We start from the raw sequence: 26,200 nt of genomic DNA on the forward strand, positions 1-26,200 counted from the left end.
GGACATATTTATGGGATTTTTAACAATATTATTAACTGGATTTGCTTTAGCCATGGATGCCTTTGCTGTTTCAGTAACAAAGGGTATGACCCTTAGAAAAATTACATCTTTTATATCTTTTAAAATTGCTTTTTTCTTTGGTTTATTTCAAGGATTAATGCCCTTTATTGGATGGTTTGTAGGCATTAGGTTTCAAATATATATACAGGCTGTAGATCATTGGATTGCATTATTTCTATTATCTTTTATTGGTCTTAAAATGATATTTGAAGCCTATGAAGATAGCAACAATCCTGAAATAACAGTAACATGTGATGATGAATTGGATAATAGGGAGTTAATAATTTTATCCATTGCTACCAGTATAGATGCTCTTGCTGTTGGAATTAGCTTTGCATTTTTAAATGTACATATTATACCTCTTTGTTTAAGCATAGGCCTAATTACTTTTGTCTTATGTTTTTTAGGGGTTATGATTGGAAAATTTTTAGGCCCAGTATTTAAAAATTACTCTCAGATTATAGGAGGTATAATATTAATTCTTATAGGTATTAATATTTTAAATGAACACACTAATTTTATTTATAAAATGTTAAATTAATTTACATAATAAAAAACTGTAGACACTAAAATCTACAGTTTTTTAATTAAATATTTAAATTTAATAATGATATACTCTCTCCACTCTACTACCTATACAACTTAATGTTTCATTTGTTATTGTTTCACTTAGTCTGCTCAATTGATTTACTGGTAAATAAAAGTCTCCATCTTGACCAAACAATGTTACAATATCCCCTTCTTTAACATTATCAATATTAGTTACATCTACCATTGTTTGATCCATACAAACATTACCTACTATTTTTCCATATTGACCATTTATTAAGACTTTAAAATCTTTTTTAGATACTGCTCTAGAAAATCCATCTGCGTATCCAATAGTAATAGTAGCTATTTTCATTGGAGTTGATGTAGTAAAGTTATTACCATAACCTATGTTCTCACCAGCTTCTACTTCTTTTACCATAGCTACTCTACATCTTAGTGACATTGTAGGCTTTAATTGTTCATTATCTGGTAATTTACTTAATATAGTGTCACAAGGGTCACATGGTACTCCGTATAATATAATACCTGGTCTAACTAGGTCTCTATGTATTTCTCTATATGATGTTATGCCATAAGAATTTTGTAAATGTACTTTTCCTAAATTGAAATTTTCATCTTTTAATTTATCAATTATATAATCAAAATTTTCAATTTGCTTTCTTGTAAATAATATGTCTTGTTCTGCCTCACTATCAGCTCTGCATAAATGAGAGAATATGCCTGTAATATCAATATTTTTCAAATTGAATATTGACTTAATATCATCTATATTATCTCTATTTTCACCTATTCTGTTCATACCAGTGTTAAGTGCCACATGACATTTAACAATTCCTGGTAACTCACTTAAACTTTTAGCATATTTACTATTTATTAAAGTCTGAGTTAAATTGTATTTTATTAACTCTTCTTTTTGACAAACAGGTGTATAACCCAAAACTATTATTTCACTTTTAATATTTCCTTTTCTTAATTCTATAGCTTCACTAATACATGCAACTGCTAGATATTTTATTCCTATACTTTCAAAATAACTTGCTACTTCTAATGCCCCATGTCCATAAGCGTTTGCCTTTACTACTCCTACAATTTCACAGTTTTTGTCTAACATATTTGAAATCACATCTATATTATGTTTGAAATTAGTTAAATTAATTTCTGCAAAAGCTCTTAATTTAGAAGTATCTATTTCGTTTCTACTCTTATAAATCTTTTTTATCATTGTATTTTCCCCCTAACATACCCTTTAGTAAAAAAATTTATATTATTTTATATATTAATTCTATCTTAATTATAGCATATTTTCTGATTATTAATAATATTCCATCAAATTTATCTTTAAAAATAAGCCATAAAAATGGCTTATTTTTTTATTATCCATCATATTCATTTGTAGTTGTATATGATGTAGTTTTTTCTCTTTTTTTACCCTTTATTGGTCTTTGTTCTCTGAACAATGAGGACACTCTTCTCTTTTCAATCTTTTAGAATTAAACTCATCAACCACTTTTTCCAACGCTTCTTTTTCTTCCTCTTCTTGTCTTATAAACTCATCTTCATAAAACTGCATTTTTTCTTTCTCTTGAAAAATTTCTTCTATTTCATCTTCATAATATCTTGCCAATCTTTTATCTTCAATTATTCCTAGCAACTTTCTTGTACCAATATATGCTGCTGCACCTACTCCTGCAGTTACTGCACCAAATATTACGGCTTTTTTTACTTTTTTGTTCATGTTCCTATAGTGTTCAAAATATTCAATACTTTTCATATTAAATTCTCCTTCCTTAAAAGGTTATTATATATAAATAGTATTTGTATTTTTACATAAAAAAGTTATAAATTTTAATATTAATATTTGTAATTAATATGTAAATTTCAAGAATTTAACATTATATAAAATAATTCCATAAAAAAAGCTAAACTAGTAATTAGTTTAGCTTATATTTATTAAAATTAGTTAAGGAAGTGGTTTTACTGTTATCTACCCAAAATTATTTATTTTATACTCTTGAATGGGCTTAAGTTTTAACATACATTGAAAGCTCCTTTGAAGAGTTTCACGTGTTAGTTTGAGATATTACCACTGCCACTTCCTTAATATAATTGTATTTATGTATATACAATTTTGTTCATAATTCTTGATAAATAATAATATTTTATTTTCTTTTTCATAGTTATATTTTATTTGTTTTTATCATATATTATTAATTACTATAATTTTATTGTTGTTTTTGATTTACTCCTGAATCTTTATTTTGTATACATTTTTCTGGATTAATATAAATAACTTCCCATTGATTATTCTTATTTTTCTTGTAATCAGCTATTTTTTTATCTACTCCATTAGTTAATTCATAAAAAAGTACATAATATTCATTGTCGTCTTTATCTTTATAGTATGCTCTTTTTTCATATCCATCTTCATTTACAATTACATCTCCATCAATCAATGAACACCAGTTTCCATATTCTATTTCTACAAAAGTTTTAGCATCATATGCCCATCCATGATATGGTGCACATAAATAATTTTCACTACTATAATTCATTTTAACTATTTTATAACCATCATTTTCCTTATCTAAATATATATAGCCATAATAATATGCAAATACGCCTTTGTCCTCTTTGGATCCTTCAATAACTTCTAGCTCTACAAAGTATTTTAATAAATTTGGATTTTCTTCATCTGCTGCAACGTTATTAACTTTTATCAGATTAATGTGAAGTATATTTTTAAAGGAATCTAAGAAATCATTGTATGGCAGCTCTTTTTGATAAGATTTTGATAAAAAATTATATGCTACTGGATATGGTCCTTTAGCTTCTCCTAATGAGCCACATCCTGTTTCATTATCTTCTGTTGGATTAGCAGCTTCCCTAAGTATATTAAAGTAGTTTACCACAGTATCCTTTCCTGATCTAAATGGCTTTGATGGTAAGTCCATTTTATATGGATTCTTATTATAGAATTCCTTTAAAATATTAAGATTATCATCATTTAATATGGCCATATCAGATGGTCTAAAAAATTTTTCTAAATCGTAATTTTCTTCTTTACTATCAACAACCTCCAACTCTTCACCTACAACAGATTCATCAACTAATTTTCCACCTAATATATATTTATTTTCCTTCTCTGTTGCATCTATTGTCAGTGTTGTCGTCATAATCATTATTAAACATAATAGTAAATATTTTAGATTTTTCATTTTAATCTCCTTTCTAAAAATAAATAAGACCTTATTTATATCTTTTACATTTTTTTCTAAAATACACTAAAAATGTTTTTAATTTATATAAAAATTTAAAATTTATATTTCCATTTATTTTTATAATGACTTTTATATTTCAATAATCTACAATAATTACTGTAACATAAGATAAAATCAAAAGGGGATGGTTTCATTGGAAAGAATTGATGAAAGGGATACTATGTTCGCAAGAGCTCATTATAAAAAAGACAGTACTGTATATAAAGACTATTATGCAAAAAATCCAGAAAAAAAAGATATTGATGATAGTTTCAGAACTAGACCAGAATTATTAGAAGAAGGTACAACTACATACAATGCTCTTAATTCACCAATTGCAGGAAGTGCCTTTGCTTTTTTAAGAGATATTAAAGATTTATGTGAAGGAGAAGTATCTCCTATAAAAATTGATGGTAATAGTAAAACATTTACGAAAAAGATAAAAGGAATTGCTTCTTTATACGGTGCTTGTATGGTTGGGATAACTAAGTTAGAAAAAAAGCATATTTATACACATAAAGGTAGATCAGAAGAAGATTATGGGCAGGAAGTTAATCTTGACCACAAATTTGCCATTGCATTTGCTTGTGAAATGGATATAGACATGGTTAACAGAGCGCCTATGATTTCAGAAGTCATTGCCACATCAAAGAGTTATGTAGATGTAGCAGTTATAGGCATGATTATTTCATATTATATTAGAAGTTTAGGTTATGAAGCAAGAAATCATGTTGATGCAAACTATCTTGTTATGCCTGCCCTTATAGCAGAAGATGCAGGACTTGGTCAGATAGGTAGAAATGCCATTCTTACAAATAAAGACTACGGTTCAAGATTTAAATTAGGAGTTGTGACTACAAATTTGCCTCTTGATATTGATGAAAAAATAGACTTTGGATTAGAAGATTTTTGTAAAGTATGTAAAAAATGTGCCCTTACATGTCCAACTCAGTCTTTATCTAGAGAAAGCAAAATTAATAAAGATAATAAATATAATTGGACAGTAGATGTTGAAACTTGTTATGAAAAGTGGAGATATTTAGGAACTGACTGCGGTATGTGCATATCAGTATGTCCTTTTAGCCAAAATCTTGAAAGTATAAAAAAATATAGTTCATTTAAAAAAAATGGAGTTGCTATACAAGATGTCTTGGATGAATATAAAAGAAAGTTTGGAACTAGAGTATTTGTTCCAGGAAATCCTTCTTGGCTAAGATAAAAAATTTTATTTCATTTGTATTATTTTAAACTTTCTATCCCCTCCATATAACTGGAGGGGATAGTTTTAATTTACTTTTCTAACTTTGAAAACTTACTCTTTTCATTGTAACATGAATTACCTTAAACACAATTACACCAACTAGTAAGTTAATACCTATCGCTGGAAGTACAACTGCTGCAAATAACATACTTAAGTTCATATCTCCAGGAAGACCTACTAAAATTTGAGCTGATGTTAAAAATATAAATCCACTTATAGCAGTTCCTAAAGACATTAATACATTAGAAACGATAAAGTCTTGATTTTTATCAGCTAATTTTTTCATAAAAGGAATCTTATACATAGCCACCATAACTAAAAAACTTATATTTGTAGTAATAAATTTATCTATAACATTAGGTACTTGACCTCCAGGAAATGACGTTGTCATTCCAGAAAATATACCAGCAATTATACCGCATATTAAACAAGCTTTATAATCGTCTTTATTTATAATCATTATTGTAAATAACATTATTAAAGTCATATCAGGCTTTACACCAAATATAGCAGGCTCTATCTGGTGTAAAACTAAACCAATTCCTAAAAGTACAGCATTTAAAACTAATTTTCTTGTATTCATTTTCATAATAACATCCTCCAAAATATTTTTTAATTTCATCTAAATAAATTAATTCCTCTTTTAACCTCTTAAGAGTTTTAGTTCATACCAAGATTTTCACCTACCTTTCTTTTTTTGCAATAAAAAAACTCCGTCCTATACAAATAGGACGAAGTTATACTCCGCGTTGCCACCTAATTTGTGTATTATAAATACACCTCTTAATATTGGTACAATCATACCTCATTTGCTATAACGTGCAAACCACGGTAAAGTCTACTTTCACAAAGATTTCGATTTACTCCTCAAAGGCCCATTCACCAAATTTCTTCTTGTCGAGATTCCACCATCCTCAACTCTCTATTTTGAACCTAAATTTGACTACTATCCCTTATCAAAGGATTTAATTTATTATTAATAACATAGTATGTAATTTATTTAATTTTGTCAACTAATTTTATAAATATTTTATTTATTAAATTATTTTAAATGGGTTTAAATTTACTGTACTACTTATAATTTCAACACTTTCAATAGTCTGTAGAAATCTCTTCATCACATCTTTAAATATATCTTCTGTATCAAAATGACCACAATCAACTATACACATATTCATATCTAAAGCATCTTGAGCCTCATGATATTTCACATCTCCTGTGATTATAACATCACAATTCTTAGATTTCGCTAGTCCTACCATGTCAGAACCTGCTCCAGTTACAACTGCAACTTTTTTTATTTTTGTATTTAATTCTCCAACAACTCTTATATGATCCATATTTAATTTTGATTTAATTTTTTCACATAAACCTTTTAAGTCTATTTCACTACTCAGGGTAGCATATCTTCCAAGGCCTACGGATTTGCCTTTATTTTCTAATTTGTAAACATCGTATGCCACTTCTTCATAAGGATGAGCATTAATCATTTTTGAAATTGTCTTTTGTAATATGCTACTTGGAACAATAGTTTCAATTTTAACTTCTTTAACTTCTTCTGTCTTACCTTTTTCACCTATAAAAGGATTTGAATTGTCTTCTGGTCTAAATGTTCCTATTCCAGGGCTGTTAAATGTACAGTTGCTATAATTACCTATATATCCTGCTCCACTTTCTCCTAAAGCCTCTCTGACTATTATTTCATGAGTCATCGGTGCATAAACTGCAAGTTTGTATAAAATTTCACTTGAAGTCACATCAAGTATTTTACTATTTTCAAACCCCATAATTTCCATAAAATAATCATTAAGGCCATCAAAAGCTATATCAAAATTTGTATGCATAGAATATAGTGCTATATCATTTTTAATTAATTTATGTATAAGTCTTCCTTTTAAATCCTTTGTATTAATTTTGTTCATTTTCCTAAAAATAAAAGGATGATGTGTAACTATTAAATCCACATTTTTTTCTATAGCTTCTTCAATAACTTTTTCATTTGCCTCAAGTGAAACTAAGACAGTTTTTACTTCACTATGGAAATCTCCCACTAATAATCCTACGTTATCCCAATCATAAGCTAAATTAAGAGGATATTTATTTTCAATTTTTTTTATTAAATCATTTAACTTCATTTTTTCAACCCCTTGTTAAATTAATTTTTTTAATTTTTCTATTTTATCCTTAGCTAAATCTCTTTTAAGTATAACAGCTTCAGTATCTTTATCCCCTAATTTATTTATAATATTATTATATTTTTTTATTTTATTATGAATAAATTCAGTTAATAATTTGTCTTTATTTTCTATTAATTTTTTTCCTACCTCGTAATATATATTATCTTCTACTAATGTATTTTCACCAGTGTATTTTGCTATGATTATTTCATAAAGTCTAAAATCTTCCTTTTCTAAACATTCATCTATGATTTCATATCCATTGTTTAATAAATACTGTCTTAATTCTTCTTGAGCTTGCATAGGTTGTAAAATCAGCATTTCTACACTATGAGCTACTTCTTTATTAGCTTCAAGTAGCTCACCTATTAATATGCCGCCCATTCCTGCAATTATTACTTCTTCTACTTCACCTTTTTTTAATACTTCTATTCCAGATCCAAGTCTTAAATCTACCTTGTCTTCTAGTTTGTTTCTTCTTACTTCATTTCTTGCATTTTCTAAAGGCCCTTTATTAATATCTGCTAAGATAGCAAAGTCTATTTTATTTTTATTTAAAAGATATACAGGTATATACCCATGATCCGTACCTATATCTGCTAATCTTTTATTTTCACTCACTAAAGATGCTATTTTTAATAATCTATTCGTTAATTTCACTTTATTTCTTCCTTTCATATTCACTTTTTACATTATCTTATATATATATTAACAATTTCTTCAGATTTTATTTCCCCATAATTAAAAATCCACTTTGCTTAAGCTACGTGTAGGCGAAATACTTCATGTGACCAACAGGTTGATTGTTAATTTTAATGATTTTTTATTAAAATTTAATGTGTAAAATCCTTGAAATTAAAAATTCGCCAAAGTTGGCGAATTTTTATTTTATCTATATTAATCTAAATAGTCTCTAAGTTTTTTTGATCTACTTGGATGTCTTAATTTTCTTAAAGCCTTTGCTTCTATCTGTCTTATTCTTTCACGTGTAACATCAAACTCTTTACCAACCTCTTCAAGAGTTCTTGCTCTACCATCTTCAAGACCAAATCTTAATTTTAATACTTTTTGTTCTCTTTCATTTAAAGAACCTAAAACTTCTTCTATTTGATCTTTTAGTAAAGAATATGCTGCTGCTTCTGCTGGCGCTAAAGCATCTTCATCTGGTATAAAATCTCCTAAGTGAGAGTCTTCTTCTTCACCAATCGGAGTTTCTAAAGATACTGGATCTTGGGCTATTTTCATTATTTCTCTTACTTTTTCCTCAGACATTTCCATTTCTTTAGCTATTTCTTCTGGTTTAGGGTCTCTTCCTAATTCTTGTAATAATTGTCTTGAAACTCTTATTAATTTGTTTATTGTTTCTACCATGTGCACTGGTATTCTTATAGTTCTTGCTTGGTCTGCTATGGCACGAGTAATTGCTTGTCTAATCCACCATGTTGCATAAGTTGAAAATTTAAATCCTCTTACATAATCAAACTTTTCAACAGCTTTTATTAAACCTAGATTTCCTTCTTGTATTAAATCTAAGAATAACATACCTCTACCAACATATCTTTTTGCTATACTTACAACTAATCTTAAATTGGCTTCAACTAATCTTTGTTTAGCTATTTCGTCTCCTTCTAGCATTCTTTTTGCTAGTTCAACTTCTTCATGAGGTTTAAGCAAAGGAATTTTACCTATTTCCTTTAAATACATTCTTACTGGATCATCTATACTTATACCTTTTGGAAGAGATAAGTCTAGTTTATCCATTTCCACGTCATCTTCTTTTTTGATTTTTTCATCAACATCGCCATCTATGTTTTCCATATCTAAAGTTAAATCGTCATCATCTGCAGAAAAATCAATTGCAACTTTTTCAGTTTTATTTTCTAATATTTCAATTCCTAAATTACCTAAAGTTTCATAAAGATTTTCAACTTTATCTTTATCTAGTTCTGTATCTGAAAAGGCTCCCATTATTTCATCTAATGTAAGAGATCCTTGTTTTTTACCTTTTTCAATAAGACTTTTTGCTGCTAACTTATTAGCTTCTCTATTATTTGCCACACTCAAACCTCCTTTCGCGAATTATAAGCTTTTTAAGCTCTTTTGTATATCTAATATTTTTAAAGTTATATTCATAATTTTTAATTCTACCTCTTTCATGGTGTCTTTATCTATTCTATTGTCACTTAAGCTTAATTCTAAATTTTTTTGTTTTTGAAGTAATTCATCAATTTCTTTGTGACGCTTATTTCTTTTCACATTTTTAATTATTTCATCAACATTTTTAGAATTATAAGTGCTTATGCTATTTAATGATATATTATCCAAATCCTTCAAATATTCTTCAGATATGTTTAAACTTTTGATTTTGTCAATAGTTATTTTGTCCAATTCTTTATTTTTAATTATTAGATTAAAAATTTCCTTACTGTCATTAATTAAGAAATCATTCTCACTAATTTTTAACAATGCAATAAGACGAAGTTCTTTATTTTCCATTAACAGTTTAATAAAGGTTTCTTCTACAAATTTTTCACCGTTTTCGATATTTTTAATCTTTTCTATTGGTTTTTGTTCAGTTTTTTTAAAATTTTTATAATTTTTTTTACTTTTATCAAAGTTTTTCCCAAAAACTTCTTCTTTCATTGCATCTAAACTAATATTAAATTCTTTACTTACATACTTAATGTAATAATCTTTTTCAACGGGAGATGATAAAGTCTTAATTATTAACGCTGCTTCTTTTGCAAATTTTATCAAATGTTCATCCTTATTAAAATCAAATTTTCTTTTTAAGATGTTAATTTGAAATACAATATGAGAAACTGAATTTTCTATAGCTTTTAAAAATCCTTCTTTCTTGTATTTTCTGATAAAGTCATCTGGGTCTTTACAGTCTTTTAAATTCAAGATTTTAACATTTATATTTTGATTTCTTAATATATCTATAGCTCTAAGAGTTGCTTTGACTCCTGCATCATCTGAATCATAGGATATTATGGCAGTAGATGCATATCTTTTGATTAATTTGCCTTGTTCATTTGTTAAGGCTGTACCAAGTGTTGCTACTACGTTTTCTATTCCATATTCATATAATGATATTAAGTCCATGTAACCTTCTACTAATATTAAGATGTCATTGCTTATACTTTTTTTTGCATAGTTTAGCCCATATAGGTTAAATCTCTTATTAAATAGTAAAGAGTCAGGTGAATTAAGATATTTGGGCAATGAGTTGTCAAGAACTCTTCCTCCAAAACCTATAACATTCCCTCTATAATCAAAAATTGGGAACATTACTCTATTTCTAAATCTATCGTAATATTTATTACCATTTTCCTTATGCGTAACTAGTCCACTTTCAACTAAATCTTTTTTTTCATAACCTATTGATAATAAATAATCCATAAGACTATTCCATGATTCTAGAGAGTATCCTAGGCCAAACTTTTTGATTATTTTATCACTAAGTCCTCTTCTTCTAAGATAATCATACCCTTTGTTTTTTGAGTTAATCAAATTTGCAAAATAGTATCTAGCAGCTTTTAAATGAATATCTTGCATTAATTTAATACTTTCCATTTTTGCCTTATCTGCTTCACTTAAATTTGTCTTAAATTCTATTCCATTTTTTTCTGCTAATAATTTTACAGCTTCTATAAAATCTAAATTTTCTATTTTCATAACAAAATTTATAACATCTCCACCTTCACCACATCCAAAACATTTATAAATTTGTTTTTTCTGATTTACATGAAAAGATCCTGTTTTTTCATTATGAAATGGACATAGACCACTATAATTACTTCCTGAATTTTTTAAGTTTATGTACTGGGATATTACATTTACAATATCGCATCTGTTTTTAACTTCATCTATTAAATCTCTCATATTATTCATATTTTCACCCTCTGGTGTATTATTCGTAACATTTCTATTTTACATTAAAATTTTCATTTGTCAAATACTATTATACATAATTCGACTTTTTTTGTTAATACCCTTCTTTTTTTTATTACTTTTTTTAACTTTTTTCAAGAATATATATTTTTATTTTTACACCTTAATTTCTTTCATTTGTCGAATCACACTGTAATATATGTTTTTTTCAAATATTTCAATTAATGTCTTATAATGTTTAATTTATTTACAATAATTTTGTATTCTTTGTCCTTGACAATTTTAATTATTTTATTATTCGATATTTATAGTATTAAAATAAATCTAAAAATTATGTGATTTTATTAAAAATAAAAGCATTTGATTCGTAATCAAATGCTTTTATTTTTAATATTCACTTTTAAAATGTATAATTTTCAAATTCCTCAAAATTATTTAGTATTTTTCCTTCTTCATTAATAAATATATGTGTGGAATTGAAAACCATTTCTTTATTCACAGTACACTTTATTACATTCATATTTTTCTTTAAATATTTTTTAAAATCCTTATATAAATCATCATCAATATAATAAATATATACATTTTTAAACTTTTCAAATTTTTTTAATATATGCTTATAATTTCTATATTCAAATGCTGTAAGTATAATATTCCCATCATAAGATAAAGTTTTTGGTATGTCCATTAATCCTGTGGTTACTATATTAACCTCTACTCCCTTTTGTAATGCAAAATTTACTATCTTGTCTAAATCTTCGTAAAAAAATGGATCTCCACCTGTAAAAAATACTTTTTTTATGCCAAGATTAAATAACGAATCTATTATTCTTAGCCAACTACTACAAATTAGTTCTTTTTTTATATTATTATAAGGAGTGCATAAACATAAAGATTTAAAATATTTTCCACAGTTTGTACATCCTCCGCTACAAATATTATTCAACTTAATATGAGCAGTTAAAGTATCTTTGTCATTTAAATTATCATTTAAATATAAATACATATAACCTCCTAGTTTTAATCACATGTCTATTTTATTCTTCTAATAGTACAATTTGTGGCCTAACTAAGTAGTTGTCTTTTTGCTCTAAAATTTGAGAACTTATAATATACTCTGGTCCGTCACTTGTATTAAACGAAAAGTAATTTTCACCTACATTAACTTCATTCATTATATAAGTTGGTGCATATCGAATAATTATTCTAGTGATATATGATGGAGGACAATATAGTGTATCTTTAAACCCTCTTTCATATTTTTGTGGAAATATAGTTGATCCTTCACATACATCATCTATATCAGCAGGTTTTAATATTTTATTTTTTTCATATATTTCTTTACATTTGTCTTTGTTAATTTTTTGTCTTTCTACAATTTGAAAATTAGCTAGATGTATATGCAAACATACATCGTCATCACATAAGTTTATAAACTCCCATAAAAAAGTTGAACCAACTCTTACAACAAAATCTGGAGGATTTGTATATATATCATTATTTATAAAATATCCATCTTTACTTTTTTCTTTTTTTCGTTCATAAAAAAAAGTTGAAATTTTATTAGAGTTAATTTTCATAGGAGGATATTTGATAAAATTTTTAGGGAAATTATACTCTATTTTTTTACTAGTTTTCGCAACAGTAAATCTCATAATATCTTGGCACTCATCTAAGGATAATAAGTTTTTCATTATAATCCTATCATTTTTTTTATATTTGGAAAAATCTATAAGCAAGTCGATCCTTTCTCCTGGGTACAATACAAAATTTAATAATTCTTGAGCTTTATCAAGATATCCACCATCACTACCTATTTGAATCATTTTACTGTTATCAGACAAGGCTATCTTATAGGGTCTAGTGTTAGAACTATTCAATATATGAAATCTGTACAGCTGATTTTTCACATCTAAATCAGGCCATACTTTACCATTAACTAAAATTGTTTCACCATAAAACTCTGATTTCCAATAAGGATGATTTAAATTAGTTTTTTCATCTTCATAATAAAGAGAACCATCTTCATAAAAAGACTTATCCTGAATAATTAATGGAATGTGATACTCATCCTTTGGTAAATTATATTTTTCGTCTTTTATAAAATATAATCCACACAATCCGGAGTAAACTGAATATCTTGATACTCCCGGACTTTGTTCATAGTACCAAAGCATAGCGCCACTTTGGTCATTTGTGTATTTATAATAATTAGTGGAATAAGTTGGGCCCTTAATTCCTGTTGCAGTATACCAAGCTTTAGGATGGCCATCGTAAATAGGAGGTACACACATTCCATGAACATGCATTACTAACGTAGGAGGCCACTGCCCCTCTTTAGAATAATTTTGTGTATCACTAAATGTTATGTTATTAGGATTAGGCCAAGAAAGGGTTTTATCAATTTTAAACATGTATTCTCCTAATATTTTATTATTCCATTGTATATTTGTATTTACATCTCTATCCACTTCAAACGTAGGCCCTGGCGAGTGCTTTACGTATTTCATCCCCTTACTGTTTTCATCTTTACAAAGTCCTCCAAAACCCCATACCTTCGTTTTATTAAATCCTTCTGGTAATATTTGTTGGTAGAACTCACATGCATCTACGCTATAGTGGTGATTTATTTTATCTTCTCTTTTATAGAAAGAGGGTACAAAAACAGGTAGTTTATCTAATTTATTTTTGAATTTAGGAATAAAGGATGGATTTAATTTTTTCATAAATATACTATTTTTCACCTACCTTATAATGTTTTATATAAAAAGAGTTATTCTAATTAAATATATGTTTTTTAATTTTTTTAATTCCTGGTAATACATAAGAAAAACTCTCATGAAAGTATTTATTTACCATCATGAGAGTACCTATTAGTTACTATAAAAATTAAGTTTTTTAAATTTTTTAATGCTTAAATCATAATATATTATCTACATTTGCAGCATTTATTTTTTTTGCAATGATTCTTACAAGTATTTTTTTTATGACAAGTATTTTCTTCAAAACAAATTTTGACTTTAATTGTGTTTTCCTTGTCTAAGCAACAGCACTCTCTCTCATAACAACAATTATGCTTATTATCACATATACATTCAAAGCAACGTCCACACTGACATTTATAAATAAATTTACAACATTCATTATATTTTTTGAAATAAACTACCTTGCAATGGCCTCCACATTTACAACAATGTTTACGCATACATGATTGTTCATTGCAATGTCCATGATGATTTTCTTCATGATGACATTTCTTTTCACAGTGGCAATGTTTTTTACAATTTTTATCTTCACAGTAACATTTATGCTTTTCTTGACCCATATAATTCACCTCTCATTAAGGATTGTTTTTTGATTTATCCTTGGTATACTATATGTTATTTTTAAAAAATTTGTTACACTATGTAAAATAAATAATTATTTTGAATTATAAAGTTGAAATTCGCTTAATCTGCACCGCCTTAAATCACCACAAAATCAAAGCAACAACATTAGTCAGTTTAAGTTATTGGTAATTAAAAAAGGAGCTAATTGCTCCTTTTAAATATTTTAACAGTGTTTTTATTATAATTAGATATATTAAATTTATCTTTTTCATATTTTATTAACTCTTTTATTTTTGAAACATATACCGTATCTTCACTTAATCTAATAAGACTCTTAAGGTAGTATGAATCAGTACTTCTTGGTACTTTTTTTCTTATAACTAAATCAATGGCTGTTTTTGCACTGCCAAAACACCTAAGGTGGGTATGGCCATCTGCAAATGTTTTTTTAGTGTTATAAGCTATATAACCATTTTTCACTTGGAAAATGATAAACTCTCTTTTTTCATACACTTTATTATACATTTAACCAAATCCTTTTAGTTATGGTAATTATACCTCATTAAATTTTATTTATTAATTAATTAATTAATTCTGATACAGTAACAAATTTGTATCCTTTTTTCATCATTTCAGGTATTATTGTATCTAACGCTTTTACAGTGTTTTCTGTTGCATAATCGTGAAGTAAAATTATATCTCCATTTTTAGCTTTGTTAATTATAATATCTGAAATTTGTGATGAAGGTGGATTTTTCCAATCTTTAGCATCTATAGTAGTCCAAAGTATTATTTTGTATCCACATTCCTTTGCAATTTCTCCTAACTTCGTTTCACTATAACTTCCATATGGAGGCCTAAATAAAGTAGGTTTCTTTCCTGTTAATTTGACTAATGTATCTTCACATTCTTTTATTTCTCGTTTTATATCTTCACTACTTAAGTTGCTAATATCAGGATGAGTAAAGGTATGATTACCTATTTCATGTCCTTCTTTAGCTGCTCTTATTAATGGTTTGCTATACCAATTAGCATGCTTTCCTACCACAAAGAAAGTTCCTTTAACATTATACTTATTTAGTACATCTAAAACCTCATGGGTTTCTTTTGGATGTGGCCCATCATCAAAGGTTAGGGCTATTATTTTTTCTTCTCTCGAACCATTTTTGAAAAATATATCGTTGTTTTGTACTAATGAAAATACCTCATGATAATTAGGAATTATAATAAACAAGATTATCATAAATAATAAAATGTTTTTAACTTTAGGTGTCATTATAGTCTTACTTCCTTCCTTGTATTAACCAAAAAAGTTTTCTGTATAGTAAGTTTTATATTTTCCTCCAAATACAACTCCTACACCGATATATTTATAATTCCCCAAAATATTTTTTCTATGACCCTGTGAATTCATCAATCCATTATGAACAAATATTGCACTTGTTTGCCCAGCAGCAATGTTTTCTCCTGCACTTAAATAATCAATACCTTCTTTTTCCATCCTATCAAATGGAGTTTTGTTTTTTAAATTTACATGATCAAAAAAATCATTATTTTTCATATCTTCACTATGTTTTGTCGCACATATAGTTGCCTTTTCATTATAATATAATCCATTTAAATTATATTTATATCGTGTACTATTTACTAAATCTATTATTTGATACATAAAACTTTTTTCTATATCTTTATCTTGTGGTGCATATATATCTTTTATTTCATCTTCACAAGATTTTTCAATTATTTGATAAGCACAAATTTTATTTTTATTAAACTTGTCATAAAATACTGTAATATATTTTTTATTTTTGTATATGACGCTGTATTCATTATTAGAAGATATCTCATATTTTATATTTCCTTTGTTTTTATACTTTAAGGATTCGTAATTTTCTTTTATATATTTTATATCTTTGTTAATATAAATATCTTCATTTTCACAAGAATCTATATTATTTGTAAATAAAGCTACTACTTTGTTATTCTTTATTCCCACCATAACAAAATTTTCTTTATATGCATTGTACACATACCAATTAAAGTTATACTCACTTTTATCTATTCTATTTGGTTTGTTTATTTTTTTTATTACAGAATCCTTTGAGTCACCTATTTTAATTTGCTTAAAATTATAAACTTCTTTAATGTTAGTTTCTTTATTATCAATTGTTTCAACCCTTGTGTCTAAATCGTTTTTTAAAAATTTTTCTTGTATTTCATCTTTAATTTCTATAAAATAACCTGTATTATAAAAAAACACCAAAAATATTACCAGAAATATAGATATTATTTTTTTCAAAATATCACCCTTTCAAATGGAAGCGAAATAAAAATTTTGCTTAAGCTACTTGGTGGCAACTACCACTTCAGGCAACCACCTTGTTCAAAATTCACTAGTATTAAAAAAGCTTTATCCTAAGATAAAGCTATAATTTTACACAAAATAATTCGTCTAAACTTCTTCCAAAAACAGATGGCTTATCAAATTTCCATGTTCCTTCATAAATTAACTCTCCATTTAAATAAAAAGTACCTTGTCCATGTTTTTTTCCATGCATGAATTCTCCCTCATACCTTTTATCTTCACTCCAAATATAAGTACCAAATCCATGTATTAGATTATTTTTCCACTGACCTTCATAAATAAGATTTCCATCACAATCAAAACATTGACCTTCTCCATCCATCTTTCCTTCTTTAAACTCTCCATTGTATTTTGCACTATCATTCCAGGTGAATATTCCTGTTCCATGTTTTTTTCCGTCTTTCCATTCACCTATGTATTCATCTCCATTTGAATAAATCATCTGGCCTATTCCATTCATTAAGTCCTCATTGAACTTGCCTAAATAAAGATTTCCATTTTCAAATTTACATTCACCAATACCTTCTCTTAAATTATTCTCAAATTCACCCAAGTATTCCATGATAACTTTACCATCATCGTACATTACATAATAACCCCTACCATGTAGTTCATTTTTTTGTATTTTCCCTATGTACTTATCTCCATTTGAAAAACAGTAAATCTTATCCTTGCTACTTGAAAATTCGTCTTCTTCATTCAATTCCTCTTTTTCTACTAAAGACATTTCTTCCTCAGTTGCTATAGCCTGTTTTTTTTCAGCTTTCCTTTTCATGTTTTCAACTGATCTAATGGTTTTTTTATAAATATTAACTTCTCTTAAATAATCCTTATATATATTAACAAAATCTTTTGATATACTCATCATCATCCCCCATTTTCTATATGGTATTTCTTATATATTATTATAAAGTAATAGAAATTTTTTTTCCATACTTACTTAATTTTATAATTGTATATATTCATTTTATTAATCTTTTGAAGATTACAATATAAACTACATATGAAAATACTCATTTGTATTTTAAATTAATAAAAGCCAGAACATAGTCTGGCTTTAGTTTATAAAAATTTTTCTTTAAATCCTTTACCCTTAACTTCATTTATATCATTAACTGAAATAAAAGCCCTATCATCGTATTTTAATGCTATCTCTTTTATTTTTGGAATTTCTCTAGATAAAACTACACAATAAATAATTTTTTTCTTTTCATGGGTATATCCACCCTCTGCATCTAAAAATGTTACTCCTCTAACTAAATTATCCATAATCTCATTTGCTATAGGTTCTGAGTTGTTAGAAAACACCATCACTGCTTTTTCATCATTTAAAGCATCCTTTATATAGTTCATAACTTGAGCATTTATAAACATTGAAATCAAAGTATATAAAGCTAAATTTGCTCCAAATAATAAAGAACTTACAGATACAATGGCTAAATTTGTTCCGAAACTAGTAGTTTTCATTGCAATATTTAATTTGTTCTTTAGGATTGCTCCTAGTATATCTGTACCTCCAAGAGATGATTTTGTTCTAAATACTAACCCATTACCTATTCCACATAATATTCCACCATACACACTTTGTAGAAGTATATCATCAATTGGAATAATATTTCCTATATCTTGTGTTATACCAATAATTACAGAAAATAGTATCATATTTATTAGACTTGTAATTAAAAAATCTTTTTCTAAAAATATAAATCCTAAAATAAAAATAGGCACATTAATAAGAAACGTAATAAATCCAACATTTATATTGGATAAGTAATTAATTGCTGTTGATACACCAGCTACTCCTCCACTTAACAAATGTGCCTGTCTTAAGAAACCATTTACACCAATGGACATGATTGTAATACCCACTATTATTATTGAGTACCTTACATAAATATTTTCATGCTCCATTGTATTAACCTTACTCATAAAACACCCTCCAAATAAATAAAACGAATTGTAACTTACGTCTTTGTTGTTTTTTACATTACTATATTATCATACTTCTTATAACTATGCATGATTTATTTCATTTTTTTTTCAAAGGGAAATTTCACTTTCAATCCATTTTGTTCCAAAACCTCTTTTTCACTTATTTTGTAGCTCCATTTATAATAATTTTTCCACTTTTATCAATATAATTATTTTTACTTTCATTAATTTGCGCATATCCTTCTAAAAAATCAGATACTGATTTAAACACTGGTTGAATTACCATTTCACCTTCTTTATTTATAAAACCCCAGTGTCCTTGTGAAAAGTGCCCTTTTTTTATATTAACCCTTGCCAACCCTTCATTGAAACTACATGCATAATCAAATTTAGTATCAATAACTAATTTTCCACTTTTGTCTATATAGCCCCACTTATTATCAATACATACTGGTGCCAAATCTTCTTTAAAGCTTTTCGCTTTGTCGTATGAATAGTCAATAACTAGTTTTCCATTCTTATCAATATAGCCCCACTTATTCTCTTTTCTAACGCTTGCTAAATTTTGAGAAAAGTCAGAACCCATAATAAAGTCACCATCTATTATTATCTTTCCACTTTTATCTATATAGCCATATCTATTTTTAATCTCTATTAGAGCCCTTTCATCATAAAAGTTATTTACATAAGAAAAAATAGGGTCTATAACCATTTCTCCTTTGTTATTTATAAACCCCCACTTTTTATTTAATCTAACACCACAAAGCTCTTCATTAAAGTTTAAAGCTGCTCTATATAAAGGTTTTATCTCTTGTTCTAAATTCACATTAAAAAAGCCATACTTACCGTCTATTCTGACTTTTGATAAGCCTTCACAAAATTGATTTGCACTTTCAAGTTGCAAAAAGAAATGTGTGACTCCTTTATGGTCTATATATCCAAAAACCCACTTTGTATTTTTTCTTATTTTTTTTATATAAGTGACAATGCAGTAGCCTTCTTTAAACCTACTAGAAACATAGTTATACTTGGGTTTAATAGCCATTTTATACTCATTATCAATAAACCCATATTTACCATCTATTAATATTGGCAAAATCAACTCCCTACTCATATAATCTCTCCTAAAATAATAATCTTTCTATATCTTATTATTTTTTTAACTTACATATACTAAAATTAAATTTCTCCTACATAAAAAAGATATAGATTGAAATTTCAATCTATATCTTTTTATATATTATTATTTTTTTAAAATATCTTTTACTTTTTCAGTCGTAAGATAACTACTATCTGGATCTTCATATCTTAGGGAATAGAAAGAATCTTTTGCTTTTTGCAATTGATTATTTTCATAGTATAAGATTCCCATTCTATAATAAGAATCATCGAAATATTCATAAGATTTTGGGAATGTATTAACATATCTTTGATAATAAGAAATAGCTTCATCATATTTGTTTAATTTTTCGTAGCATAAACCTGACTGATAAATAGATGATGATTTGAAAGTAGGATTTTTACCATTTTCAATTGCTAGCTTAAAATATTTCAAGGCAGTTTTGTAATCTCCAACTTTTTCATAGGAAATACCTTTCATAAACAAAGCTTCTTCACCTTGTTTAATTAATTTGGCATCTTCAGCCTTTTGTTTTGCATCATCTAATTCACTATTTGTTTTATCTAAATCTTCTTCTTTTTTAGATATTTCATTTTTTTTCTTTTCCAGTTCTTTATCTTTAGCACTTAACTCATTTTCCTTTTCAGAAATAGCTTCCTGCTTTTGACTTATTTCATCGTGCATCTTGTCTAATCTATTCTTACTGTATATAGCTGTGGCTCCTATAACTACTATTAATAATCCAACTATAATATAAGCCATATTTTTCTTTTTACTAAGTACATCTTTATGTTCTTTAAGTTTTTCTATTTGTTTATTTTCTTTTTTAGCAACTGCCACAGAAAATTCTTCTTCATTTATAGGATCATGATCTTTATCAAATAAATGATTATCCGCATCTACAAATCTAAGTCTGTCTAATAACTCTTCCTTTTCTTTAGCTTTACCCATCTTCTCATATAATAATATTAATATTACATATGGTTCAATAAGTTCAGGATCTTCTAATATTAAAGAATCAAATATCTCCATAGATTCTTCATTCATCTCTTCGTTAATGAATCTGATAGAGTGATTATATCTTTCTAAGAACACTTTAAATTTTCTTGAAGATAGTTTATCTACATACTTCCTTGATAATTCATTATTTCCATAACATTGAGCTGTGTAAAAACTTTCAAAGGCTTTTGCAAAGTCACATTTTAATAATTTTAAAAGTCCTCTTAAATTTAAGATATCTTCGTCTTTAGGATTAATTTGTAATGCCTCATCTACCAATTTAATAGCTGTTGTTATATAACTTTTTTGTGCCAATTCTAGTGCATTATTATATTTATTATAAGACTCTAGCTTTATTTCCTTTGGCAATACATTTGTATGTGATTTTAACTCTTGTTGTAAATTAAGTATTGTTTCATCTTTATAGTTTGATGTAACATAAGACTGTTTTAGCGCCTTTAAAGTTTCATTATTTTCATCTTCATCTATCTCAAAGAAAGTAAAGTCACTATTTTTTTCTTCAATTAAATCTATATTTAGAATTTTTCTAGGCATATTATCTATGTCTATTCTAATTTCTTCTCCTAAAATTTTAATCTCCTCCCTTACATTGCATATACTATAAGATATCATATTTGTTATATTAAGTCAAAAAATAATATATCTACATGTATTTTGTATAATTATATTTTTAAATATATTATACATTCGAAAAACAAAAAGACCCAGATTAAACTAGGTCTATAATTTACTCTTTTTCTACAGATATATCTTCTTCCTTTAAATCATTATCATTGTTATTACTGTTACTTTCTTTTTCACTGTTGTTTTCTTTATTATCCTTTTCTTCATTCTTATCTTCATTTTTATTTGAATCCTTATTAGAGTTATCCGTAGTAGTAGAATTATTTTTTTCTTTTTCAGATGAATTCGCTTCTTTTTTTGCTGGTTTTTCTTCTTTTTTCGTTCCTATTGCCACAACTTTTTGTTTTGATGGATAGAAAGAAGATGCTACTTTTTCCTTTTTCACTTCTTTTCCATTCTCATCATAATAAATTCTATAAGTTGATACAGAATAAGAATCTCGTCCAAACTCTAATACTTTTTCTTTTCCTTTTTCTAGTGTTGGATCTTTTTCTTGTTTAGTTGGAGCTTTAGTTACTTTATCTATACTTGTGCTAATTTTTATATTTTGTTTTTCTTTGTTGTTTCCATAAACCTGACAAGTAATTGTTCCATTATTGTAGTAATTCTTAATATATACTGGTTTATCATAGTCATTTTTGAAAACAAAATCTAACCCACTATCAGATACAACAGCATCCCTACCCTTATCTACATAATTTGATGGTATAGAATGATTAGATACATTTACTATATCAAGACCTGCATATAAAACTGCATTATATAAAGTTGTTGAAACTTGGCATACTCCACCACCTACACCTTGTACAGCTTCTCCACTAACAATTACCGTTGCATTTTTATATCCATTTTTTACTGTTCTTAATCCTGTATGCTTATTATAAGAGAACTCTTCTCCAGGCATTAACAATACACCACTTGTTCTCTGTGTTGCTATTTTAATGTTTTCGATTCTGCCAGGACTTACATCAACTAAAACTGTTTGATAACTTCCAAGTAAAGTATTTATATCTTTTAAATCTTCTTTTTTAATTTTAGGTTCAACTTTTATAATTACTAAACTTTCTTCAAATATTCCTTTTTGCAAAGATTTTTTTAAATTAGAAATTGTAGCGCTAATATCAACTTGTAAACCAGCTTTATCTTGGCTAATTTCAATATTATTACCTGATACATCTAACTTCGCATCTTTCATACTTACACTAACTTCTTGTGATATTTTTTCGAGTTGTGAAGTTACTTTAGCTTCATCACAATCAACAATTAGACTTATATGATTTTTAATGCCGAAAGTAGATTTTAACGTATCTACAATATTTGAAAAAATATTTTTACTTCTATTAACTTTATAAGCATTATCTATTGTTTGTTCTATATCGTAATTTGTATCTATATCATTAGGATTAATATGCCATGTTTTATCATTATATTTAAATGTTATTGTATTCATTTTGTATTCATTTAATATTTTCTCTTTTGCATCTTCCTTACTTAAATTTCCCACATTAACATCTTTAATATAAGTATTTTTAGCTATTTTGTCATTATTTATTTGCATATAACAAAATCCGAAAGTCAAAATTAAGATACTACTTAGTATAATAATAGCTAAATTTATTCCTTTTAAATTCTTCATTATGTGTCTCCTTGTTGTGTTACTTATGTTTAAACATGTTGTACTTTGTCATTTTCCAGATTATAAACAGTTTTGTCATAAATATTAATCATATATATTTCTTTAGGTTTAAACCAATTAAACCAACCTGTTTTAATCGTAAAATAATAGTATATATTGCCATTTTCTTTTATCATATTTTTCACTTCATCATTACTATATTTTTCTTGTTTGTCTTCATCTAGCAATTCTATGCTATTATAGTCTTTTGCATTTTCTTTTAGTTTGTCCTCTAATATTGATTTAGCCTCGTCTTTACTTATAGAAAAAATTATTTGGCCACTATCTTCATCTATTTTAAAGTATGCGTCACAATAATTACAATTATAATCTTTTTTGTCTGATTTATATGAGTAAAGTTTTTTAGTATCAGTATCAATCAACACTTCATTAATGACTTTATCGTTTTTCATTACCTCTCCATAGTAATATCTTTTTCCATTTACTGTTTGTAAATAAGATACTACGGATAAATCGTCTTTATTTTCATTACTTCTTCTTGATATTAAATTTATAATATCACTACTTGTCATAGTGTAATTAGAAACGTATTTATTATACTGCTCCATTAGGTTATTTATTTCCTCTTCATCATAGTATGGACTTAGGTAGCTTAAATATTTTAATGCTTCCTCATACTTTCCTTCACTTGCTAGACTTTTGGCTTGACTAATATAATAATCATGCATAACCTTTATACATTCTTTTTTTGCATTTTCTGCTAAAGAATAATATTTTTCATCTTCTTTAAGTACTTTATCGTAAAGCTCTATTGCTTCATGATATTTTTTTATAGACTGATTTTTAGTTCCTTCTTTATATATTTGCCTTGATTCATAAATAGATTCTATATTTTGTTTATACTCTTCTAGACCTTCATTAACACCAGTTAAAGATGAAGTTATTTGCAAAAACGAAGATGCTGATTCATAGGTGATATTTTCCTCTTTGTACATTTCATCTACTCTTTTTCCCAAATCCATTAAATTTTCAGGATCAATACTTATAGGATTTAATACATTAACTATATTTACAAGTCCCATATATTGTTCTTTTGTTACCTGATTATTGATATACATATCCGCATTGTTAATAAGTAATGCAGACAACTTTTTAGATACTTTTTTATTAAATCTACCCATCTTAGAATCAGAAAATTCTTTTTCTACATCATCATAGTAATTTTCTGCCATAGTATATTGTCTGTCTTCTATATATGTAATTAAAGTATTAACCTCATTATTTATGTTAAAATTATCACTACTAAAATAAAGAACTATGAGTAAAAGTAATAATGCCAATGCTGAGAACGAAATTCTAACTATGTTTCGTCTATTATCATATATTAAATTAACAACTTTATCATAAAATGCCTTAAAATTCATTATTTCTTCCTTTCCTAAATTAATTTTTCCATAAACAAACTTTTATTAATTATAACATAAATGTACATATTTTTCATTTTTTCATTCTTATTACCCTATTACTTAAGAAGAAAACATATCACAACAATACTCTAAACTTACATATTTACAATAATGCATTAACAAATACTATACTTATATCATCTAAACTTCCACTTTTACTTAAATCACTTAATTCCTTATCATAATTTTTTTCTAACTTCATTTTTGAAAATATATTTTTATTATACTTCATTAAAGTATTGTCTATATTCTTTAACATGCTTTTATATGAAACAAAGCTATTTTCAAATCCATCAGAATAGATTATTATGCTGTTTATATTCATTTCGTTAATTACAGCTTTATAAATTATTTTATCATAAGCCTTATCCTCTGCTAAACAGTCAACTATATTTTTATTATACGAAGGTAATACTTTTTTAAATTCATTATCTTGCTTAATTATAATATCACCATCACCAAGCTTCAAATAAATAATATAATTTTTAGTAATCATAACTACTAGCAATGTAGTCCCATATATAAAGTAGTTGTATCTAAATGCCCTTGGGAGCCTATTTTGAATATCTAGTTCAACTAATATTCTCCATCTATTACAAATTTCTCTTTGTAATATTTTATTATCTAATAAAGTCTTGATTTTTCCAATATCTTCACCTTCATATTTTTTTAAAGTTTCAATGGCCACTTCACACGCAAATTTAGATCCTAAGTGACTATAAGTAAAAAAGTCACCACTATGACCATCTGCTACAGCACATATTAAGCCATCATTTACATAATCAAATTTTAAATAATCCTGTGATGATTTATTTTTAATTATATTTTTATATCCTACTACACTTTTACTAAAAACTGAAAATTTCATATTAACCTCCTAGTCAATTTACTCTTATAAAATAATATGTTTTAAATATAAAAAAACCGCAAATTTATTAAAAATAAATTTGCGGTTTATTCAAAGTACATTGACTATGATATTCTTTTTCTCTTTCTATGTATAGCTCTTTGTGTTTTTCTATCAGTTTTAGCAGGAACAGTTCTTTTTGATACCTTAATAGGTTTTGCAATAATTTGTTCCCATTTAAACGCACATAATATTATAGATGAACATACTATAGCTAATCCAGCCAATATTAAATAATAACTAAACCTTATATTTACACCTAGTATTGCGTTAATTATAACTAGTACGAATACTACAGGACAACAAATTGCCGCTGACTGTACTGTAACCTTTAATATTCTCTCTCCTATTTTTCTTATGTGGTTAAACATATTTATGCCTTTTCCTATTAACCTCTTAAATATTTTCTTCATGCCCCTCACCTCAACTTTGTATATATTTATAAAAATAACATTATATCTATAATAATAACAAACTTATACAATATTGGCAATGTTTATAAATTATATTGTTGAAAAAAAAGTTATTTTATAACCTTATGAAAACCGATTATTTAAACATAAGCTTTTAGTAGTAAATAACTTAAATTCAGTAACA

General features: G+C 26.5%; 24 protein-coding genes and 1 other annotated feature. Of the genes, 2 read left to right on the forward strand and 22 right to left on the reverse strand.

All coding sequences use genetic code 11. The annotated features are described in order from the left end of the window. Positions 1–10: 10 nt before the first annotated feature. Positions 11–601, forward strand: a complete 591-nt coding sequence (locus tag JW646_RS00985; protein ID WP_074917647.1) for a manganese efflux pump MntP — start codon at positions 11–13, stop codon at positions 599–601. Between the two features lie 60 nt (positions 602–661). Here JW646_RS00985 and vanT read toward each other — a convergent pair whose 3' ends face one another. The 3 genes from vanT to JW646_RS01000 form a co-directional block, all read right to left on the reverse strand. After that, a complete protein-coding gene (gene vanT / locus JW646_RS00990) occupies positions 662–1,834 on the reverse strand; it encodes a serine racemase VanT catalytic subunit (RefSeq protein ID WP_228416251.1) in 1,173 nt (390 codons plus the stop codon). 210 nt (positions 1,835–2,044) lie between these two features. Further along, entirely contained in the window at positions 2,045–2,383 is a 339-nt protein-coding gene (locus JW646_RS00995) for a hypothetical protein (RefSeq protein ID WP_074917653.1), read from the reverse strand. Between the two features lie 451 nt (positions 2,384–2,834). Then, positions 2,835–3,827 (reverse strand): hypothetical protein, encoded by a 993-nt coding sequence (locus JW646_RS01000; protein ID WP_074917656.1) that lies wholly within the window; start codon positions 3,825–3,827, stop codon positions 2,835–2,837. A 187-nt stretch (positions 3,828–4,014) separates the two neighbouring features. On the opposite strand from JW646_RS01000, the gene JW646_RS01005 reads away from it, so the two are divergent. After that, positions 4,015–5,088, forward strand: coding sequence for a 4Fe-4S dicluster domain-containing protein (locus JW646_RS01005; RefSeq protein WP_228416252.1), 1,074 nt, complete (start codon positions 4,015–4,017; stop codon positions 5,086–5,088). 79 nt (positions 5,089–5,167) lie between these two features. Here the strand turns inward: JW646_RS01005 and JW646_RS01010 are convergent, their stop codons facing one another. From JW646_RS01010 to JW646_RS01100, 19 genes are all read right to left on the reverse strand, one after another. Then, positions 5,168–5,719 carry a tryptophan transporter gene (locus JW646_RS01010; RefSeq protein WP_074917662.1) on the reverse strand — a complete coding sequence of 184 codons (552 nt, stop codon included), beginning with the start codon at positions 5,717–5,719 and terminating at the stop codon, positions 5,168–5,170. A 135-nt stretch (positions 5,720–5,854) separates the two neighbouring features. Further along, positions 5,855–6,099 (reverse strand) — a binding site (T-box leader). Between the two features lie 68 nt (positions 6,100–6,167). After that, on the reverse strand, positions 6,168–7,265 hold the full coding sequence (locus JW646_RS01015) for a Nif3-like dinuclear metal center hexameric protein (RefSeq protein ID WP_228416253.1): 1,098 nt from the start codon (positions 7,263–7,265) through the stop codon (positions 6,168–6,170). Between the two features lie 15 nt (positions 7,266–7,280). Then, on the reverse strand, positions 7,281–7,967 hold the full coding sequence (locus JW646_RS01020) for a tRNA (adenine(22)-N(1))-methyltransferase (protein ID WP_228416254.1): 687 nt from the start codon (positions 7,965–7,967) through the stop codon (positions 7,281–7,283). Positions 7,968–8,204: 237 nt separating this feature from the next. After that, on the reverse strand, positions 8,205–9,365 hold the full coding sequence (gene rpoD, locus JW646_RS01025) for an RNA polymerase sigma factor RpoD (RefSeq protein WP_228416255.1): 1,161 nt from the start codon (positions 9,363–9,365) through the stop codon (positions 8,205–8,207). 21 nt (positions 9,366–9,386) lie between these two features. Next, positions 9,387–11,204, reverse strand: coding sequence for a DNA primase (gene dnaG / locus JW646_RS01030; protein ID WP_228416256.1), 1,818 nt, complete (start codon positions 11,202–11,204; stop codon positions 9,387–9,389). Positions 11,205–11,604: 400 nt separating this feature from the next. Continuing rightward, complete coding sequence (locus JW646_RS01035) at positions 11,605–12,210, reverse strand: radical SAM protein (RefSeq protein ID WP_228416257.1); 606 nt, start codon at positions 12,208–12,210, stop codon at positions 11,605–11,607. 31 nt (positions 12,211–12,241) lie between these two features. Beyond that, positions 12,242–13,948, reverse strand: coding sequence for a multicopper oxidase family protein (locus JW646_RS01040; protein WP_228416258.1), 1,707 nt, complete (start codon positions 13,946–13,948; stop codon positions 12,242–12,244). Positions 13,949–14,133: 185 nt separating this feature from the next. Further along, positions 14,134–14,529: a hypothetical protein gene (locus JW646_RS01045; RefSeq protein ID WP_228416259.1), complete on the reverse strand. Its 396-nt coding sequence runs from the start codon at positions 14,527–14,529 to the stop codon at positions 14,134–14,136. 205 nt (positions 14,530–14,734) lie between these two features. Continuing rightward, positions 14,735–15,058, reverse strand: a complete 324-nt coding sequence (locus JW646_RS01050; protein ID WP_148557571.1) for a hypothetical protein — start codon at positions 15,056–15,058, stop codon at positions 14,735–14,737. Between the two features lie 55 nt (positions 15,059–15,113). Further along, positions 15,114–15,809: a polysaccharide deacetylase family protein gene (locus JW646_RS01055; RefSeq protein WP_228416260.1), complete on the reverse strand. Its 696-nt coding sequence runs from the start codon at positions 15,807–15,809 to the stop codon at positions 15,114–15,116. A gap of 24 nt (positions 15,810–15,833) precedes the next feature. Then, a complete protein-coding gene (locus JW646_RS01060; RefSeq protein ID WP_074917686.1) occupies positions 15,834–16,832 on the reverse strand; it encodes a CAP domain-containing protein in 999 nt (332 codons plus the stop codon). A 127-nt stretch (positions 16,833–16,959) separates the two neighbouring features. Continuing rightward, positions 16,960–17,763: an MORN repeat-containing protein gene (locus JW646_RS01065; RefSeq protein WP_206923163.1), complete on the reverse strand. Its 804-nt coding sequence runs from the start codon at positions 17,761–17,763 to the stop codon at positions 16,960–16,962. Positions 17,764–17,960: 197 nt separating this feature from the next. Then, positions 17,961–18,827: a YitT family protein gene (locus JW646_RS01070; protein WP_074917689.1), complete on the reverse strand. Its 867-nt coding sequence runs from the start codon at positions 18,825–18,827 to the stop codon at positions 17,961–17,963. Positions 18,828–18,990: 163 nt separating this feature from the next. Further along, complete coding sequence (locus tag JW646_RS01075) at positions 18,991–19,944, reverse strand: WG repeat-containing protein (RefSeq protein WP_228416261.1); 954 nt, start codon at positions 19,942–19,944, stop codon at positions 18,991–18,993. 129 nt (positions 19,945–20,073) lie between these two features. Next, positions 20,074–21,582 (reverse strand): tetratricopeptide repeat protein, encoded by a 1,509-nt coding sequence (locus JW646_RS01080; RefSeq protein ID WP_228416262.1) that lies wholly within the window; start codon positions 21,580–21,582, stop codon positions 20,074–20,076. A gap of 115 nt (positions 21,583–21,697) precedes the next feature. Further along, positions 21,698–23,230: a VanW family protein gene (locus tag JW646_RS01085; protein WP_228416263.1), complete on the reverse strand. Its 1,533-nt coding sequence runs from the start codon at positions 23,228–23,230 to the stop codon at positions 21,698–21,700. A 29-nt stretch (positions 23,231–23,259) separates the two neighbouring features. After that, positions 23,260–24,654, reverse strand: coding sequence for a hypothetical protein (locus tag JW646_RS01090; protein WP_074917694.1), 1,395 nt, complete (start codon positions 24,652–24,654; stop codon positions 23,260–23,262). Between the two features lie 145 nt (positions 24,655–24,799). Beyond that, on the reverse strand, positions 24,800–25,564 hold the full coding sequence (locus JW646_RS01095; protein ID WP_228416264.1) for a protein phosphatase 2C domain-containing protein: 765 nt from the start codon (positions 25,562–25,564) through the stop codon (positions 24,800–24,802). Between the two features lie 104 nt (positions 25,565–25,668). Beyond that, positions 25,669–26,016: a hypothetical protein gene (locus JW646_RS01100; RefSeq protein WP_074917698.1), complete on the reverse strand. Its 348-nt coding sequence runs from the start codon at positions 26,014–26,016 to the stop codon at positions 25,669–25,671. Between the last annotated feature and the right edge of the window lie 184 nt (positions 26,017–26,200).

Source organism: Terrisporobacter hibernicus (assembly GCF_020809405.1).
GTDB lineage: Bacteria > Bacillota > Clostridia > Peptostreptococcales > Peptostreptococcaceae > Terrisporobacter > Terrisporobacter petrolearius.

Excerpts from the sequence above, each read along its gene's own strand:
- JW646_RS00985 (WP_074917647.1), top strand. The coding sequence starts at position 11 with ATGGGATTTTTAACAATATTATTAACTGGATTTGCTTTAGCCATGGAT.
- vanT (WP_228416251.1), bottom strand. The coding sequence starts at position 1,834 with ATGATAAAAAAGATTTATAAGAGTAGAAACGAAATAGATACTTCTAAA.
- JW646_RS00995 (WP_074917653.1), bottom strand. The coding sequence starts at position 2,383 with ATGAAAAGTATTGAATATTTTGAACACTATAGGAACATGAACAAAAAA.
- JW646_RS01000 (WP_074917656.1), bottom strand. The coding sequence starts at position 3,827 with ATGAAAAATCTAAAATATTTACTATTATGTTTAATAATGATTATGACG.
- JW646_RS01005 (WP_228416252.1), top strand. The coding sequence starts at position 4,015 with ATGGTTTCATTGGAAAGAATTGATGAAAGGGATACTATGTTCGCAAGA.
- JW646_RS01010 (WP_074917662.1), bottom strand. The coding sequence starts at position 5,719 with ATGAAAATGAATACAAGAAAATTAGTTTTAAATGCTGTACTTTTAGGA.
- JW646_RS01015 (WP_228416253.1), bottom strand. The coding sequence starts at position 7,265 with ATGAAGTTAAATGATTTAATAAAAAAAATTGAAAATAAATATCCTCTT.
- dnaG (WP_228416256.1), bottom strand. The coding sequence starts at position 11,204 with ATGAATAATATGAGAGATTTAATAGATGAAGTTAAAAACAGATGCGAT.
- JW646_RS01035 (WP_228416257.1), bottom strand. The coding sequence starts at position 12,210 with ATGTATTTATATTTAAATGATAATTTAAATGACAAAGATACTTTAACT.
- JW646_RS01045 (WP_228416259.1), bottom strand. The coding sequence starts at position 14,529 with ATGGGTCAAGAAAAGCATAAATGTTACTGTGAAGATAAAAATTGTAAA.
- JW646_RS01050 (WP_148557571.1), bottom strand. The coding sequence starts at position 15,058 with ATGTATAATAAAGTGTATGAAAAAAGAGAGTTTATCATTTTCCAAGTG.
- JW646_RS01055 (WP_228416260.1), bottom strand. The coding sequence starts at position 15,809 with ATGACACCTAAAGTTAAAAACATTTTATTATTTATGATAATCTTGTTT.
- JW646_RS01065 (WP_206923163.1), bottom strand. The coding sequence starts at position 17,763 with ATGAGTATATCAAAAGATTTTGTTAATATATATAAGGATTATTTAAGA.
- JW646_RS01070 (WP_074917689.1), bottom strand. The coding sequence starts at position 18,827 with ATGAGTAAGGTTAATACAATGGAGCATGAAAATATTTATGTAAGGTAC.
- JW646_RS01075 (WP_228416261.1), bottom strand. The coding sequence starts at position 19,944 with ATGAGTAGGGAGTTGATTTTGCCAATATTAATAGATGGTAAATATGGG.
- JW646_RS01080 (WP_228416262.1), bottom strand. The coding sequence starts at position 21,582 with ATGATATCTTATAGTATATGCAATGTAAGGGAGGAGATTAAAATTTTA.
- JW646_RS01085 (WP_228416263.1), bottom strand. The coding sequence starts at position 23,230 with ATGAAGAATTTAAAAGGAATAAATTTAGCTATTATTATACTAAGTAGT.
- JW646_RS01090 (WP_074917694.1), bottom strand. The coding sequence starts at position 24,654 with ATGAATTTTAAGGCATTTTATGATAAAGTTGTTAATTTAATATATGAT.
- JW646_RS01095 (WP_228416264.1), bottom strand. The coding sequence starts at position 25,564 with ATGAAATTTTCAGTTTTTAGTAAAAGTGTAGTAGGATATAAAAATATA.
- JW646_RS01100 (WP_074917698.1), bottom strand. The coding sequence starts at position 26,016 with ATGAAGAAAATATTTAAGAGGTTAATAGGAAAAGGCATAAATATGTTT.